The organism is Salinarimonas ramus, from assembly GCF_014645695.1.
Classification (GTDB): Bacteria; Pseudomonadota; Alphaproteobacteria; order Rhizobiales; family Beijerinckiaceae; genus Salinarimonas; species Salinarimonas ramus.
Map to the genome: position 1 here is coordinate 73,855 of NZ_BMMF01000012.1, position 14,971 is coordinate 88,825.

The window sequence follows — 14,971 nt, forward strand, 5'->3', positions numbered from 1 at the left end:
ATCGCGGCCCGACCGCGAATTTCGCGGGCGGCGTCCACCGTGACGGGACGCCCCGCCGCGACGACCGAACCAGCTGCATGGACGGATACGCGACGCCGTCGGCCCCGAGCCGGCGGCGTTCGCACGTCGAGCGTCGTCGACGCCGCGGTGTGGCGCCACCGCAACGCGCGGCGCGCGGCTCTCGGCACGGTTAACCCATCCTCAACCCGATCGCGCGAACCTGCAGGGACCGACGAGGCGGCTCGTCGGTCGAATGTGGAGTTCAAGCCGTGCGTCTGCGCCGCCGCCCCCGCAAGCTCGATCGGATGCGCTGGATCTGCGCCACCGCCGCCCCCTGGGCGCTCGGCGCGGGCCTGCTCGTGTCGTTCACTGCGACGGCGGGCGTGAACATCGAGGCCGGACGCTCCATCGAGACGCCGCGCCCGGCCGAACGCCTCGTCGATCGCGGCCTCCTCGTCGCACCGGTCGCCGGCGACCTCGCGGGGCGGCTGTCGGGCGACGTCCTGATGGGCGCGACGCGCTTCGCCGAGGGCGGGCTCGACCCCGACCGTTCCGCCGCGCCGCGCGCGGAGGCGAAGCCGCTCCCCGACGATCTCGCGCCGGCCGTGCCGAATCGCGTTGCCAAGGGCGATCCCGAGGGCGCCGTGCCGCTGTCGTTGAGCCGCCTCGGCGCGAGCCTCGACGCGTCGGGCCCCTCGCTGCTCGCACCCGACTCCGGCCGCCTGCCGCCCGAGCGCCTCGTGCACGGGGAGGCGATGCCCATCCTCGTCGTCACCGCCGGCACGTTCGAGCGCCATGCGACCCGCACCACCGAGATCGCCACGGCCGTGCCCTCGCCGGCCGCTGCGGCGCAGGGCTCGACCGGCCGCGGCCTCGCCCACGGCTACGCGGAGGCGCGCGAGGGCGCGACGCCGAACGTCGCGCGCGCCGCCTCGCTCGCCTCCTCGACGCCGTCGGCGCGTTCCTGGTCGCCGGTCGAGGTCGCAGCGGCGCCCGTGTCGCTGCCCGCCGCGATCATGGCGGGCGCGCCGCGCTTCCTCGATCTCGTCGACCCCGCCCACCTCGCCCGCGAGCGCCGCTGCCTCGAGCAGGCCGTGTACTTCGAGGCGCGCTCCGAGCCGCAGGAGGGCCAGGCCGCGGTGGCGCAGGTCGTGCTCAACCGCGTGAAGTCGCCGCTCTACCCGAACACGATCTGCGGCGTCGTCTTCCAGAACAGCCACCGCCACCTCGCCTGCCAGTTCACGTTCACCTGCGAAGGCAAGAGCCTGCGCATCACGGAGCCGGCGGCGTGGGAGCGGGCGCGGCGCATCGCGGCCGCGGTGCTGGAGGGCGAGACCTATCTCGCGGCTGTCGGCAACGCCACGCATTATCACGCGGACTACGTCCGCCCCCGCTGGGCGAGCCGCCTGCGCCACGCCGACACGATCGGCCGGCACATCTTCTACCAGCTCCGGCCGGGGCAGCGGTGAGCGGCGGACCTCCCGGTCGAGCCCCGCCGCTCGACTTCGCCGCATGCCCCCGCACACGAGGCGCGTGATGCGCACGAGGCGTACCAGCGGAACTCGATAGCCGCCCAGAAGTTTGCCGGCTTGCTAATTCTTCCAGTCGGTAGAGCCCGGCACGGCAGCTTCGGGGCAAGCGCCCATGCTCGCACGCAATCCGTCGCGGCGGTCCGCTCGATCCGTCCTTGCGGCCACCCTCGCACGGGATCCCGTCGCCCGCCGCTTCGCGATCATCCTTCTGGCCGTCAACGCGATCCTGCTCGGCCTCCACCTCGCGACCGAGACTATGAGGTTCATGGGCCTGCGCGACATCGGCTGGGTGGAGCGTCATCCGTTCGCGCTCGATCGCGAGGGCGGATATGCCGAGGTCTTCAACGTCGTCCAGGCGGCCACGACCTCGGGGCTCCTCGGGTTGATCTATCTACGATCACGAGCGCGCATCTTCTTCCTCTGGGCGATCGTCTTCGCCGTCGTCGTGGCCGACGACGCGCTCATGCTCCACGAGCGCGGCGGCCGCATTCTCGTCGATCACGATCTCGTCCCGTCCTGGGGAACGCTACGCGGCCAGGATTTCGGCGAGCTGGCGACGTGGGGTGTCATGGCGGCGCTCGTGGGCATCGTCCTCCTGTGGGCGCGGCGCGCGCCGGGCGACCAGCTGTCACGCGCCTTCGGGCGTCTCTTCCTCGTTCTCTTCATCGCCCTCGTCGGCTGCGCCATCGGCGTCGACATGCTGCACAGCTCCCTGCGTCACAGCCGATGGCTCGAACACGGCTTGGCGTTCCTGGAGGACGGCGGTGAGATGGTGACCATCGCTCTCGCCTGCGCCCTCGCATTCACGATCCATCGCGCGGGGCGCGCGGAGCCCGTCGAGGCGGAGGGATCGGCGCGAGCGGGCGTCGACCGCGCCTGACCGTCCGCACGCCCGATCCGGCGATCACGGTCGCGACCGGCTCGACCGTCGTCACCCCGTCGCCTCCCGCTTGACCCCGTCGCGCGCCCGCGCACAATCCGCGCCCCGACACGTCACACGTCCACGCCGGAGCGCCCCCCATGATCGATCCCGTCGCCGCCCTCTCCCGCATCGGCGAGGAGAACGCCTTCGCCGTGCTCGCCCGGGCGACGAAGCTCGCGCAGGCCGGCGCGGACGTGATCAACCTCGGCATCGGCCAGCCGGATTTCGCCACGCCCGCCCACGTCGTCGAGGCGGCGGTGAAGGCGCTGCGCGACGGACATCACGGCTACACGCCGGCTACCGGCATCCTGCCGCTGCGCGAGGCGATCGCCGCGGACCTGAACCGGCGCACCGGCGCGCCCGTCGATCCGGAGCGGGTGATGATCGTGCCCGGCGGCAAGGTCACCATGTTCATGGCGATCCTGATGCTGGGCGAGCCCGGCGCCGAGATCCTCTATCCCGATCCGGGCTTTCCCATCTACCGCTCGATGATCTCCTTCACCGGCGCGCGCCCCGTGCCGATCCCGATCCGCGAGGAGAACGGCTTCGCCTTCTCCGCGGCGGAGACGCTCGCGCTGATCGGACCGAAGACGCGCCTCGTCATCCTCAACTCGCCGGCCAACCCGACGGGCGGCGTCACGCCGCGCGCGGAGATCGAGGCGCTCGTCGCCGGCCTCGCGGCGCATCCGCACGTGGCGATCCTCTCCGACGAGATCTACGGCACGATGACCTACGACGGTGTCGAGCACGTCTCGCTCTTGTCGTTCCCCGAGATCCGCGACCGGCTGATCCATCTCGACGGCGCGTCCAAGACCTACGCCATGACCGGCTGGCGCCTCGGCTGGTCGGTCTGGCCGGAGGGGCTCTTCGAGGCCGCGCGCAAGCTCGCGGTCAACTCGTTCTCCTGCGTCAACGCCGCGACCCAGCACGCCGGCATCGCGGCGCTCACCGGCCCGCAGGAGCCCGTCGCCGAGATGATGGCGGCCTTCGATCGGAGGCGAACGCTCGTCGTCGAGGGGCTGAACGCGCTCCCGAACGTCTCCTGCGTGACGCCCGCGGGCGCCTTCTACGCCTTTCCCAACGTTCGGGAAACGGGCTGGGGCGCCAAGGTGCTCGCCTCCGCGCTCCTCGAGAGGGCGCACGTCGCGACCATCGGAGGGCCGGATTTCGGGGAGTACGGCGAGGGCTACCTGCGCCTCTCCTACGCGGCCTCCGAGAGCGCGATCGAGACGGCGCTCGGGCGCATGGAGCGCTTCCTGCGCGAGGAGCGGCCGGGCGCTTAAGCCGCCGCTATCCCCGTCCCGGCCCGCGCCCTTATCGCGGCGCGCACGCACAGGAAGAGCACGACCGCGTTGAGCACGTGCCAGAGGAAGTGCGTGCCGAGCGGCAGCCAGCCGCAGACCGCCACGTCGATCGAGCGGAAGACGAGGGAGAGCGCGAAGGTCGCGGCCGCCAGCAGGAGGGCGGTGCCCGCCGCGTGCGGTGCCATCACCCGGTCGAGGAAGGTGCGCGCCCGCGCGTCCTCGTCCTCCTCGCCGGCCCAGGCGCGGTTCTTGCGGTTGGCGAGGACGAGCTCGGCCCGCCGGCTCCTCACGATCAGCAGAGCGCCCACCCCGAGCAGCGCGAGCGCCGCCGGGAAGTAGGACACCGAGCCGTTCACGTCCGCGCCCTCGCCGAAGAGCCCGCGCCAGAGCGCCGGGAAGAACGCGCTCGCGCCCAGGAAGGCCGCCGTCGCGATGCCGGCGGCGAGCGCGCCAAGGCGCAGGAAGCGGCGCATGGCGAGGAAGAAGAACCCGTAGATGAACAGCGTGATGGGGATCACGTCGGCCAGGAGCGACCAGCGGTTCGCGAAGGTGTGGAACAGGAACGAGCCGACGCCCGTCGCCGCCACGATCCCGACGAGCACGAGCGCATAGAGGTCGCGCCCGCCCGCGCGCCGCCACGCCGCCAACGCCAGGAGGGCGGCGACGAGGAAGGCGGCGTTCGAGATCGCGTTCACCGGCTCCGCCCAAAAGCCGATCCCGGCCCGCTCGCAATAGAGATCGAGGGGCGCGCACCAGCCGGTCTCGTCCATGGGAAGGCCTCCCGCGGCAAGGATCGGGACGGAGGGTAGCGCGCGCCGCTCGATGCGCAACGGCGCGCGAGCCGCTCGGGCACGGCTGTCCACGTCGGAATGCGTCGCGGGCGGCGCCGATGGGCGGCCTCTTGTCATCGCGCCGCCGGTGCCCGATGAAGGGCACCCGCTCGCTTCTCGCCGCCGATCCTCTCCCGCCCCGAGGCCCCGATGCGCATCACAACCTGGAACGTCAACTCGATCCGGCAGCGCCAGGCGCATCTCCTGGACTTCCTGCGCGAGGAGGCGCCGGACGTGGTGTGCCTGCAGGAGCTCAAGACCACGCTGGAGACCCTGCCGCGCGCCGAGATCGAGGATGCCGGCTACAACGTCGCCGCCGTCGGGCAGAAGGGGTTCAACGGCGTGGCGCTGCTCTCCAAGCACCCGATCGAGGACGTGCGCGAGGGGCTGCCCGGAGACGAGAGCGACAGCCAAGCCCGCTACGTCGAGGGCGTGATCGCGGCGGATGGCGGCGTGGTGCGCGTCGCCTCGATCTACCTGCCCAACGGCAACCCGGTGGACAGCGAGAAGTACCCCTACAAGCTCGCCTTCATGGACCGGCTCGTCGCCCACGCCCGCTCCCTGCTGCGCCTGGAAGAGACGCTCGTGCTCGCGGGGGACTACAACGTGATCCCCGAGCCGCGGGACGCCGCCGATCCCGCCGCTTGGGAGGGGGATGCGCTCTACCTGCCGCAGACCCGCGCCAAGTTCCGCGCGCTCCTCGCGCTGGGCCTCACCGACGCGCTGCGCGCCTGCGACGACGCGGCCGGGCGCTACACGTTCTGGGATTATCAGGCGGGCGCCTGGCAGCGCAACAAGGGCATCCGCATCGACCACCTGTTGCTCTCGCCCCAGGCCGCGGACCGGCTCGACGGCGTGACGATCCACAAGCACGAGCGCGCCAAGGAGAAGCCCTCCGATCACGTGCCGGTGACGGTGCGGCTCAGGGGCTGACGCCGGTGCGGCGCGGCTTCGGCGCCTTCCGCGGGCGGCGCGCCGCGAGCGCGCGGCGGGCGGCGGCGAGCGCGAGGCGGCCGAAGCGGGCGGCTTCGTCGGGATCGTCCTGGGCGGCGTCGGGGAGCGTCCAGTAGCTCATGACGCTGCGCGCGCCCTTCGCCTCGTAGACGAAGGGGCGGGCGCCCGCCGCCTCGAAGGCGGGGCGGGTCTCGTCGTCGACCTTCAGGTAGAGCTCGCCATAGGCGACGAGGCCGAACATGGCCTCGCCGGCATAGACGCCGTGACCGCCGAACATGCCGCGGGTGCGGATCGGCGCGATCTCGGGCGCGGCGGCGAAGAGATCCTCGATCGCCGCCTGGTCCACGCCCGTCTCTCCGTCCGGTCAGCCCGCCTGCGCGCCGTCGAGCTTGCCGTCGATCTTGCCGTCGATCTTGCCGTCGACCTTGGCGGGGCTCAGCGCCACCGATTCGCCGCAGCCGCAGGCCGAGGTCTGGTTGGGGTTGTTGAACACGAACTGGGCCGAGAGCCGGTCGACCTTGAAGTCCATCTGCGTGCCCAGGAGGAAGAGCACCGCCTTGGGGTCGACGAAGACCTTGGCGCCCTTGTCCTCGACGACCTCGTCGCCCGGCTCCGGGTTCGCAACGAGGTCCATCACGTAGGACATGCCGGCGCAGCCGCCGTTCCTCACGCCGACACGCAGGCCCTCCACGGGCTTGTCCGACTTGCCCACGATGGCCTTGATGCGTGCCGCAGCCGCATCCGTCAGCGTCACGACCTTGAGATTTCCAAACATCCGCACTCTCTCCCACCGGGTTCAAGGCCCAGGCTTCGCGAGGGTTTCGCTCGGAAGATAGTCACGATCGGGGCCGAGGTCGAGGGAAAGAGGCGAGGTCGAGCCGCGCATCAGGAGTCATCCGAGCAGGCGTCCGCAGAACGGATAGGTCGTGAGGCGTTCGACGCCCGAGGGCGTGATCAGGAACTGGTCCTCCAGCTTCACGCCTTCCGCCTCGGCGGCCGCGCCGATATAGCTCTCCACGCAGACGACCATGCCCGGCTCGAAGGCGCCCTCGAACGTGTACGGCACGCCCTCGAACGCGTGCGGGACGTACGGGTATTCGCCGCACAGGCCCAGGCCGTGGGCGAGGCAGTAATAGCCGTGGCCGCGATGCTCGGCGGGGACCGGCCAGGCGCGGCGCGCGAAATCCTCGTAGGCGACGCCCGGGCCCAGGAGGGCGGCGTTGTGCTGGAGCTGCTCGTGGGCGCGGCGGTAGAACGCCTTCTGCACGGGCGAGGCCGGCTCGTCCCCGCACAGGAAGGTGCGGGAGAAATCGACGGCGTAGCCGAGATAGCCCAGCGCGTCCGTGTCGAAGCACACGAGGTCGCCCGCGCACATGCGCCGCGCCCCGGCTTCCTGGAAATAGGGGAACGTGCGCGGGCCGGACTGGAAGAGGCGCGTCGAGACGAACTCGCCCTGCGTCGCGATGAGGTGGCGGTGAAACAGCGCCCAGACCTCGACTTCGCTCGCGCCCGGGGCGATGCCCGCCTCGAGATCCGCCGCCGCCGCCTCGACGCGGCGCACGGCCTCGCGCATGGCTTCGAGCTCCGGCGCCTGCTTGATCCGGCGCGCCTCGACGAAGATCGCGGTGGCGTCCCCGAGCGTGAGCCCCGCGGCGCGCAGCGCGTCCGTGACGGGCGGGTCGAAGCCCTCCACGGCGAGGCGACCGTCGGCGCCGTGGCGACGGCAGGCCGCCGCGACCTCGTCGGCGAAGGCGGCGGCGGCGCGGCCGTAGTGCGCCCCGGCGAGAGCGTTGACCCCCGGCGCGACGCGGACCTCGTCGACGGCGGTCGTGTCCCCGACGAGGTGCTCGCAGCCGGCGAACTCCCACAGGATCGTCGGTCCCTCGGCGAAGACGAGCACGAAGCGGAACGGCCCCATCAGCGAGAACACGGTCATGTTCCGCGCGCCGCAGGCATAGAGGATGTCGATCGGGTCCGACGTGAGGAGAGCGGGGACGCCGAGCCGGGCCATGGTCTCGCGCAGCCGTCGCGCCCGTGCGTGCGCGAGGGCTCGTTCGTCGATGCTGGTTTCGCTCACGATGCGCTCCCGTCCTCGTCCATTGCGGCGCTGCGCGCCTCGGGGGAGCTTGAACGCGACGGGCCGGGCGCTGACAAGCGCGGTGTTCTGCGCGCGAACGGCCGGCCTCGCGCTCGGTGGATTTCCACGAGTGCGAGATGCGGACAGGCGTGCGTCGCCGATCGCCCGGGTGCGGAGAGGTTCGTCCGGGAGCGGCATCGCGTGCGGCGGCTCACACGTCTCTTGGCCGGCGTACCATGATGAATGAGCGAGCATCCGCCACCTTCACACGATCTCGCAGCTCGTTTGCGAACACTTGTGCGAAAAATGGCTTGCGTTTGCGGCGCAGCTGCGCAGCATAGTTCGTGACGTGGGTGCTCTTTGGCCGCAGCCGAGCCGCTCGCGAGACGACGAGGACCCGCTCGAGAGCGCCCCCACGCAGACCTGCCCAGAGGAGACGACGATGCACCCGACGAGCTTCGAGAATCGTCTGCGCCGCCACGCGGCGCGCAACCCGCTCAGAGACATGGGGCTGCGCTCGGCGGGGATGACGCGCCGCGCGCTCCTCGGCTCGATCGCCGCCGCCGGCGCGCTCGCCGCGACGGGCGGCTCGCGCGCCTTCGCGCAGGAGCGCCCGCTGAGCCTCCTCACCTGGGACCCCTATACGGATCCGCGCCTCGTCGACATGTGGCAGCAGGAGACCGGCGGGCAGATCCGCTCGGAGATCCACATCTCCGACCCGACCTCCGTGAACCGCCTGCGCGCCGGCGAGACCGCGGTGTGGGACTTCGTGAACCTCAACAACCCGTGGGCCCGCGAGCAGCTCTGGCCCGAGCAACTGATCCGCGACCTGCCGCAGGATCGCTTCGAGCCGCTCTACGCCCAGATGAAGGAGAAGTTCGCACCGCCCTACAAGTGGGCCATGAGCAAGGACAGCGAGCATCTGCTCGGCGTCGTGCAGCGCTACGAGACCTTCGACTTCGTGGTCAACTCGGACGTGATCTCCCCGCAGCTCGCCAAGGACGAGGGCTGGGACCTGTTCAACAATCCGGACTTCGCGGGCCGCTACGGCATCCTCGCCTACGAGGACTGGAACGTGATGGACATCTGCATGGGCGCAGGCATCCATCCCTTCAAGGAGAAGACCGCGGCCGACCTCGAGACGTTCGGCGAGACCGCGATGCGCTGGTGCACCAACGCCAAGCTCGTGACGACGGACTTCGTGCAGCTCAACCTCGCGATCCTCAACGGCGACATCGACCTCTACTTCACGGGCGGCACCTACACGACCTCCTCGGCGCGCATGGAGGGGCTCTCGAACCTGCATGCGGTGACGCCCGCGCGCGGTCCCGCCGACGGCAAGGGCGGCATCAACTGGATCGAGCTGAACTCGGCGGTGAACAATCCCGATCCGCACCCGCGCATCCTCGACTATCTCGAGTGGATCACGACGCCGGACGCGGCCTGGATCGTTTCGCACGGCAACGGCAACCTGCAGCCCGTCTCGCAGATGTCGCAGCCCGAGCTGTTCTCGCGCTACACCGCGGAGGAGCTCGACGCGCTGCAATGGGACGAGTTCGACGAGCGCATCGCCAACGCGGTCGAGTTCGACATCGTGCCCCAGTACGATGCGCTCTACGACCTCTACACCAAGGCGATGCGCGCCCGCTCGTGAGCGTGAGCCAGGAGAGCCCGCGCATGTCCGACCGGACCGGTCCCGGCTTCGCCCCCGCCCGCGATGCGACTGCGCAGGAGCAGCTGTCAGTGGAGCAGCCGGCGCTCGCGCTGCGCGGCGTCACCCGCGCCTTCGGGGCGAGCCGCGCCGTCGATGCCGTCGATCTCGAGATCCGGGAGGGCGAGTTCTTCACGATCGTCGGCCCCTCGGGCTCGGGCAAGTCGACGCTGCTGCGCATGCTCGCCGGCCTCGACCGGCCGACCGCGGGCGACATCCTCCTGCGCGGCCGGCGCGTCAACGACGTGCCGGCCAATGCCCGCCCCACCGCCATGGTGTTCCAGTCGCTCGCGCTGTTCGACCACATGAGCGTGGGCGACAACATCGCCTTCGCGCTCAAGATGCGCGGCGTGGCGCGGACGGAGCGGCTCGAGCGCGCGCGGGGGCTGCTCGACGTCGTGCACCTGCCGGCGTCCTATCTCGACAAGCCGGTGACGCAATGCTCCGGCGGCGAGCGCCAGCGCGTGGCGCTCGCCCGCGCGCTCGCGTCGGACCCCGACATCCTGTTCTTCGACGAGCCGCTCTCGGCGATCGACAATCGGCTGCGAAAGCTCCTGCAGGTGGAGATCAAGGAGCTGCACCGGCGCACGGGAAAGACCTTCGTCTACATCACCCACGCGCTGGAGGAGGCGATGGTGATGAGCGATCGCGTGGCGCTCATGCGCGCGGGAAAGATCGTGCAGGTCGCCCCGCCACTGGAGATCTACGACCGGCCGACGAGCCGCTTCGTCGCCGAGTTCATGGGCGAGGTGAACGTCTGGTGCGCCGTGCGCGAGGCGGGCGGCGTGGCGCTGCCGGAGCTGGGCCTCGCCTTCCCGGGAGAGACGCTGCCGCAGGCCGAGGGATTGCTCGTCGCGCGGCCCGAGAAGCTCGCGATGCTGGGGGAGGGGGGCGGCGCGCAGGCGATCGTCGCGGGCACGATCGTCGACGAGTTCGTGCTCGGCTCGCGCAAGCAGATCCACCTGCGGCCCGACGGCGACGCGTCGCGCCCGATCGTCTTCGGCGAGATTCCGGCGACGCCGGACGCGCCCGCCCCCGGCGCACGGGTGCGGCTGGGTCTCGCCTTCGCCGATTGCCGCTTCGTGACGGAGTGAGGCCGTGGCGTCGCTCGATCCCCGCAAGGCCGGCCCGCTGGCGATGGCGCCCGTCGCGGCGCTCCTCGTCGTCGGCTTTCTCGTCCCCCTCGTCCTCGTCGCCTGGCTGAGCCTGATGCCGGAGCGGACCTTCGGCCTCGACGCGGGCCTGACGCTCGCGAACTACGCGACGGCGTTCGAGGACGGCTATATCGTCCCGCTCGGCTGGTCGCTCTTCTTCGCGGCGGCGACGACGGCGATCTGCCTCCTCGTCGCCTGGCCGATGGCGAAGACGCTCGCGCGTCGCGGCAGCGCCTTCGCGCTCGTGGTGACGATCCTGGTCGCGCTGCCGATCTTCGTCTCGGAGAGCGTGCGCCTGTTCGGCACGGCGCTCTTCCTGATGCCGCGCGGCGGCATCCTGGCGGGGAGCCTGAACGCGCTCTTCGGCTTTCAGGTCGGCTCGATCCTCTACACGAAGACAGCGACGCTGCTCGGCCTCGTCTACGTCTACCTGCCCTTCGCGCTCTTCCCGATGATCCTCGGCCTCTCGCAGGTGCCGCGCGACCAGGTGGAAGCCGCCCGCGATCTCGGCGCCTCGCGCTGGCAGGTGCTGCGCGAGGTCGAGCTACCCAACGCCATGCCGGGGCTGCTCATCGGCGGGCTCCTCGTCTTCGTCCTCGCCTTCGGCGCCAACACGGAGGCCAACATCCTCGGCGGGCAGTCGGTGGCGGTGATCACGAAATCCATCGACCAGCGCTTCAGCTACGCCCAGGACTGGCCGCTCGGCTCGGCGCTGACGATCCTGGTCTGCGCGATCACGGCCGCCGTGGTCTTCCCGGTGCTCGAGCGCATCGACCTCGACAGGCTGCTGCGGCGATGAGCGCGCGCCCCGAGACCGAGCCGGGCCTGCGGCCGCGGCAGCTCTTCACGGCGCTCGTGGTGGTGCTGCTCTACCTGCCCATCGTGAGCGTGGTCCTCGCCTCCCTCGCCAACACCCGCTACCTGATCTTCCCGCACCGGGTCTGGACGCTCGACGCCTATGCGGAGGCGATCGGCCAGTACACGACGGCTCACCTGCATGCGACGTCGTTCAAGATCGCGCTCGTCGTCGCGCTGATCTCCGTGGCGCTCGCGATCCCCGGAGCGCTCGCCTTCGCGCGCTATCGCTGGCGCGGGCGCCGGCTCTACCAGCGCGCGATCCTGCTTCCCGTGTTCTTCCCTCAGCCCGTGCTCGGCCTCGCGCTCCTCGTCGCGCTCTCCGCCGCCGGCATCGTGCCGGACTGGCGCACGGCCGTGTTCGCGCATCTCGTCTGGGTCGTGCCCATCGTCACGCTGGTGATCTCGATCCGCCTCTACGGCTTCGACCCGGCCCAGGAGGAGGCGGCCTACGATCTGGGCGCGACGCGGCTGCAGGCCTTTCGCGAGGTGACGCTGCCGGCGATCGCACCCGGCATCGTCTCGGGCGCGCTCTTCGCCTTCCTGCTCTCGTGGTCGAACCTGCCTTTGTCGATGTACACGACGGGTGCGGACACGACGCTGCCGGAATGGCTCTATTCGCGCATGGCGACGAACTACTCGCCGCAGGTGCCGGCGATCGCCGTGCTCTCGGTGGCCGCGAGCGCGCTCGCCGTCGTCGCCGTGCTCTTCCTGCGCGCGCTGCGCCGCGCCGTCGGACGCCGCAGGACCACGAGCTCCGAGGCGTCCACCCTCGCTCATCCAGCACGAGCCACGCCATGACGATCGCAGCGACGACCGCCATCACCCGCGACGCCCCATACGAGCGCGCCTCCACCGCGCTCCTCCTCGTCGACATGCAGCGCATCTTCGCCGAGCCGGGGCTCGACCCCGCCCATCCCGAGATGGGCGCCGAGCATCCCTTCTACCGGACGCTCGCCGAGCGGGTGATCCCCAACCAGGTGGCGCTCCTCGACGCCGCGCGAGCCGCGGGTGTGCAGGTGATCCACACGATCATCCAGGCGCTGACCGAGGACGGGCGCGACTGCTCGCTGGACCACAAGCTGTCGGGCATCGTCGTGTCGCGCTCGGCGCCGGAGGGCGCCATCATCGATGCGCTGGCGCCGGTGACGAACGAGATCGTGCTGCCGAAGACCTCGTCGGGCGTCTTCAACTCGACGAACATCGACTACGTGCTGCGCAATCTCGGCATCCGCACGCTGATCGTCGCGGGCATCGTCACCGACCAGTGCGTCGACATGGCCGTGCGCGACGCCGCCGATCGCGGCTACCTCGTCACCTGCGTCCGCGATGCCTGCGCGACCTACACGCAAGCCCGCCACGAGGCCGCGCTCGCCGCCTTCGGCGGCTATTGCTGGATCGCGGACACGCGCACCGTCCTCGCCCGCCTGGAGGCCCTGCGCCATGCCTGATGCCGCCATGGAAAGCGCGTTCCGGCCGATGCCGCTGACGGCCCTCGTCACCACCGACTATGCCGGCATCACCCGCGGCCGCGCGATCCCGACCGCGACCTACGAGGCCGATCCCGCGCGCGCCTCGACGGGCTGGGTGCCGGCGAACCTGTCGCTCACGCCCTTCGACGTCATCGCCGATCCGAATCCGTGGGGCTCGCGCGGAGACCTGCGCCTGAAGGCGGACCCGCAGGCGCGCTACCGCACGACGATCCCGGGCGCGCAGACGCCGTTCGACTGCGTCATGGCCGACATCGTCGCCCTCGACGGCGCGCCCTGGCCGCCCTGCGCGCGCGGTCTCCTGAAGGCTGCGCTCGCGGATCTCGAGGCCGAGAGCGGGCTTCGCCTCGTGTGCGCCTTCGAGCACGAGTTCCAGATCCTCGGCGCCGGCTGGGCGCCGGCGCCCGCCTTCGGGCTGTTCGCTCTGCGTCGTGCCGATCCGCTGGGCTCCGTCCTCGCCGCCTGCCTGGAGGAGGCCGGCATCGCGCCGGAGACGATCATCGCCGAATACGGCCGCGACCAGTTCGAGATCACGAGCGCGCCGGCCGACGCCCTCGTCGCGGCGGACCGCGCGGTGGCGACCCGCGAGATCGTCCGGGAGGTCGCCCTGCGCCTCGGCCTGCGGGCGAGCTTCGCGCCGAAGACCGCGGTGGAGGGCGTCGGCAACGGCGTGCACGTGCACATGAGCCTCGTCCATCCGGACGGGCGGCCGGCGAGCTTCGACCCCGCGCGCGAGGGGCGGCTTTCGGATTCCATGGGCGCCTTCCTGGCCGGCATCCTGCGCCACGCGCCGGCCCTCGTCGCGCTCACCGCACCGGCGCCGATCTCCTACCTGCGGCTCGCGCCCCATCACTGGAGCGCGGCCTGGACCTGGCTCGGCGACGCCGATCGGGAGGCGACCTTGCGCATCTGCCCGACGACGACGATGGGCGGGCGCGATCCCGCGCGGCAGTTCAACGTCGAATACCGCGCCGCCGACGCCTGCGCCGCGCCGCACCTCGCGCTCGCCATGCTCGTGCGTGCCGGGATCGAGGGCATGCGCGCGAGGCTGCCGACGCCGCCGATCGTCGATACCGATCCAGCCACCCTGAGCGACGCCGAGCGCGCCAGCCTGGGTCTCGCCCGCCTGCCGGGCTCCCTCTCGGACGCGCTCGCGGCTCTCGAGGCCGATCCCGTCGCGGCGGGCTTCCTGCCGGAGGCGGCGCTCGAGACCTATCTCGGCATGAAGCGCGCGGAGATCGCGATCGCGGGCGAGACGCTGGACGAGGCGCTCTGCGCACGCTACGCCGCGATCTACTGAGGCGAGCACGCGGGAGAGCGGCTGGATGGACGAGAACCTGTTTGCCGATCCGCCGCCCGTCACCGTCGAGAACGAGGGCGGCACGTCCCCCGTCCTCCTCGTCTGCGAGCACGCGTCGCGCTTCATCCCCGTGCGATACCAGGGCCTCGGCCTCGCCGAGCCGGATCTCTCGCGCCACATCGCCTGGGACATCGGCGCCGCCGAGCTCGCGCGCGCCTTGTCGCGGCGGCTCGACGCGACGCTCGTGCTCTGCGGCTATTCGCGTCTCCTCGTCGACTGCAACCGGCCACTCTCCTCGCCGACCCTGATGCCGGCGATGTCGGAGACGACGCCGGTCCCCGGCAACGCGGCCATCGACGCGGCCGAGCGGGAGCGGCGGATCGCCGGCATATTCCGGCCCTTCCAGGACACGGTCGCGGCGCAGCTGGATGCGCACGCGGCGCGGGGCGTGCGCAGCACCGTCGTGGGCGTCCACAGCTTCACGCCGGTCTTCAAGGGCGTCGCCCGGCCTTGGCACGCGGGCGTGCTCTACGGGCGTGCCGCGGCGTTCGGCGAGCGGCTCGTCGCGGCGCTCGGCGGGCCGAGCGAGACGATCGCCGCCAACGAGCCCTACGTCGTCGACGCGGAGGACTACACCGTCCCCGTCCACGGCGACGCCCGCGGGCTCGACGCCGTGCTTCTCGAGATCCGCAACGATCTCCTCGGCGAGGACGCGCGGATCGCCGCCTGGGCGGATCGCCTCGCGGACGCCCTGGCGCGCAGCCTCGGCTGAGAGGCGCGGAACGAGAACGCCCCGGACCGCGCGCGGCCGGGGCGTTCCTCGTCGGCTTGGACGGGCGTGG

General features: G+C 71.5%; 15 protein-coding genes. 11 read left to right on the forward strand and 4 right to left on the reverse strand.

Annotation, left to right across the window (positions count from 1 at the left end; all coding sequences use genetic code 11):
* Positions 1–269: 269 nt before the first annotated feature.
* The 3 genes from IEX89_RS18645 (at position 270) to IEX89_RS18655 (ending at position 3,737) form a co-directional block, all read left to right on the forward strand.
* Positions 270–1,469 (forward strand): cell wall hydrolase, encoded by a 1,200-nt coding sequence (locus IEX89_RS18645; protein ID WP_244645570.1) that lies wholly within the window; start codon positions 270–272, stop codon positions 1,467–1,469.
* Between the two features lie 175 nt (positions 1,470–1,644).
* Complete coding sequence (locus IEX89_RS18650) at positions 1,645–2,412, forward strand: DUF8692 domain-containing protein (RefSeq protein ID WP_188914768.1); 768 nt, start codon at positions 1,645–1,647, stop codon at positions 2,410–2,412.
* A 140-nt stretch (positions 2,413–2,552) separates the two neighbouring features.
* Entirely contained in the window at positions 2,553–3,737 is a 1,185-nt protein-coding gene (locus tag IEX89_RS18655) for a pyridoxal phosphate-dependent aminotransferase (RefSeq protein WP_188914769.1), read from the forward strand.
* On the opposite strand, the gene IEX89_RS18660 is transcribed toward IEX89_RS18655, so the two are convergent.
* Positions 3,734–4,528, reverse strand: coding sequence for a ceramidase domain-containing protein (locus tag IEX89_RS18660; RefSeq protein ID WP_188914770.1), 795 nt, complete (start codon positions 4,526–4,528; stop codon positions 3,734–3,736). The genes IEX89_RS18655 and IEX89_RS18660 overlap by 4 nt on opposite strands.
* Before the next feature lie 210 nt (positions 4,529–4,738).
* Between IEX89_RS18660 and xth the strand changes: the two genes are divergently transcribed.
* A complete protein-coding gene (gene xth, locus IEX89_RS18665) occupies positions 4,739–5,521 on the forward strand; it encodes an exodeoxyribonuclease III (protein ID WP_188914771.1) in 783 nt (260 codons plus the stop codon).
* On the opposite strand, the gene IEX89_RS18670 is transcribed toward xth, so the two are convergent.
* From IEX89_RS18670 to IEX89_RS18680, 3 genes are all read right to left on the reverse strand, one after another.
* Positions 5,511–5,888, reverse strand: a complete 378-nt coding sequence (locus IEX89_RS18670; RefSeq protein WP_188914772.1) for a TfoX/Sxy family protein — start codon at positions 5,886–5,888, stop codon at positions 5,511–5,513. The genes xth and IEX89_RS18670 overlap by 11 nt on opposite strands.
* Before the next feature lie 18 nt (positions 5,889–5,906).
* On the reverse strand, positions 5,907–6,317 hold the full coding sequence (gene sufA, locus IEX89_RS18675) for a Fe-S cluster assembly scaffold SufA (RefSeq protein ID WP_188914773.1): 411 nt from the start codon (positions 6,315–6,317) through the stop codon (positions 5,907–5,909).
* A gap of 117 nt (positions 6,318–6,434) precedes the next feature.
* Entirely contained in the window at positions 6,435–7,619 is a 1,185-nt protein-coding gene (locus IEX89_RS18680; protein WP_188914774.1) for a M24 family metallopeptidase, read from the reverse strand.
* A gap of 442 nt (positions 7,620–8,061) precedes the next feature.
* Here IEX89_RS18680 and IEX89_RS18685 point away from each other — a divergent pair, with 442 nt between their 5' ends.
* From IEX89_RS18685 to IEX89_RS18715, 7 genes are read left to right on the forward strand one after another with little or no spacing between them, the layout of a single operon-like run.
* Positions 8,062–9,273: an ABC transporter substrate-binding protein gene (locus IEX89_RS18685; RefSeq protein ID WP_188914775.1), complete on the forward strand. Its 1,212-nt coding sequence runs from the start codon at positions 8,062–8,064 to the stop codon at positions 9,271–9,273.
* A gap of 23 nt (positions 9,274–9,296) precedes the next feature.
* Positions 9,297–10,424, forward strand: a complete 1,128-nt coding sequence (locus IEX89_RS18690; RefSeq protein ID WP_188914776.1) for an ABC transporter ATP-binding protein — start codon at positions 9,297–9,299, stop codon at positions 10,422–10,424.
* 4 nt (positions 10,425–10,428) lie between these two features.
* On the forward strand, positions 10,429–11,283 hold the full coding sequence (locus tag IEX89_RS18695) for an ABC transporter permease (protein ID WP_188914777.1): 855 nt from the start codon (positions 10,429–10,431) through the stop codon (positions 11,281–11,283).
* Positions 11,280–12,140, forward strand: a complete 861-nt coding sequence (locus IEX89_RS18700; protein ID WP_188914778.1) for an ABC transporter permease — start codon at positions 11,280–11,282, stop codon at positions 12,138–12,140. The genes IEX89_RS18695 and IEX89_RS18700 overlap by 4 nt, the downstream gene beginning before the upstream one ends.
* On the forward strand, positions 12,137–12,790 hold the full coding sequence (locus tag IEX89_RS18705; RefSeq protein WP_188914779.1) for a cysteine hydrolase family protein: 654 nt from the start codon (positions 12,137–12,139) through the stop codon (positions 12,788–12,790). The genes IEX89_RS18700 and IEX89_RS18705 overlap by 4 nt, the downstream gene beginning before the upstream one ends.
* The gene (locus IEX89_RS18710) at positions 12,783–14,129 is read left to right on the forward strand and encodes a type I glutamate--ammonia ligase (RefSeq protein ID WP_244645571.1); all 1,347 of its coding nucleotides are present in this window, start codon (positions 12,783–12,785) and stop codon (positions 14,127–14,129) included. Before IEX89_RS18705 ends, IEX89_RS18710 begins: the two co-directional genes overlap by 8 nt.
* A 25-nt stretch (positions 14,130–14,154) precedes the next feature.
* A complete protein-coding gene (locus tag IEX89_RS18715) occupies positions 14,155–14,901 on the forward strand; it encodes an N-formylglutamate amidohydrolase (protein ID WP_188914780.1) in 747 nt (248 codons plus the stop codon).
* The last annotated feature ends 70 nt before the right edge of the window (positions 14,902–14,971 follow it).

Coding starts and splice junctions, on each gene's coding strand:
- IEX89_RS18655 (WP_188914769.1), top strand. CDS start 2,553: ATGATCGATCCCGTCGCCGCCCTCTCCCGCATCGGCGAGGAGAACGCC.
- IEX89_RS18710 (WP_244645571.1), top strand. CDS start 12,783: ATGCCTGATGCCGCCATGGAAAGCGCGTTCCGGCCGATGCCGCTGACG.
- IEX89_RS18705 (WP_188914779.1), top strand. CDS start 12,137: ATGACGATCGCAGCGACGACCGCCATCACCCGCGACGCCCCATACGAG.
- IEX89_RS18715 (WP_188914780.1), top strand. CDS start 14,155: ATGGACGAGAACCTGTTTGCCGATCCGCCGCCCGTCACCGTCGAGAAC.
- IEX89_RS18685 (WP_188914775.1), top strand. CDS start 8,062: ATGCACCCGACGAGCTTCGAGAATCGTCTGCGCCGCCACGCGGCGCGC.
- IEX89_RS18700 (WP_188914778.1), top strand. CDS start 11,280: ATGAGCGCGCGCCCCGAGACCGAGCCGGGCCTGCGGCCGCGGCAGCTC.
- xth (WP_188914771.1), top strand. CDS start 4,739: ATGCGCATCACAACCTGGAACGTCAACTCGATCCGGCAGCGCCAGGCG.
- sufA (WP_188914773.1), bottom strand. CDS start 6,317: ATGTTTGGAAATCTCAAGGTCGTGACGCTGACGGATGCGGCTGCGGCA.
- IEX89_RS18650 (WP_188914768.1), top strand. CDS start 1,645: ATGCTCGCACGCAATCCGTCGCGGCGGTCCGCTCGATCCGTCCTTGCG.
- IEX89_RS18690 (WP_188914776.1), top strand. CDS start 9,297: ATGTCCGACCGGACCGGTCCCGGCTTCGCCCCCGCCCGCGATGCGACT.
- IEX89_RS18660 (WP_188914770.1), bottom strand. CDS start 4,528: ATGGACGAGACCGGCTGGTGCGCGCCCCTCGATCTCTATTGCGAGCGG.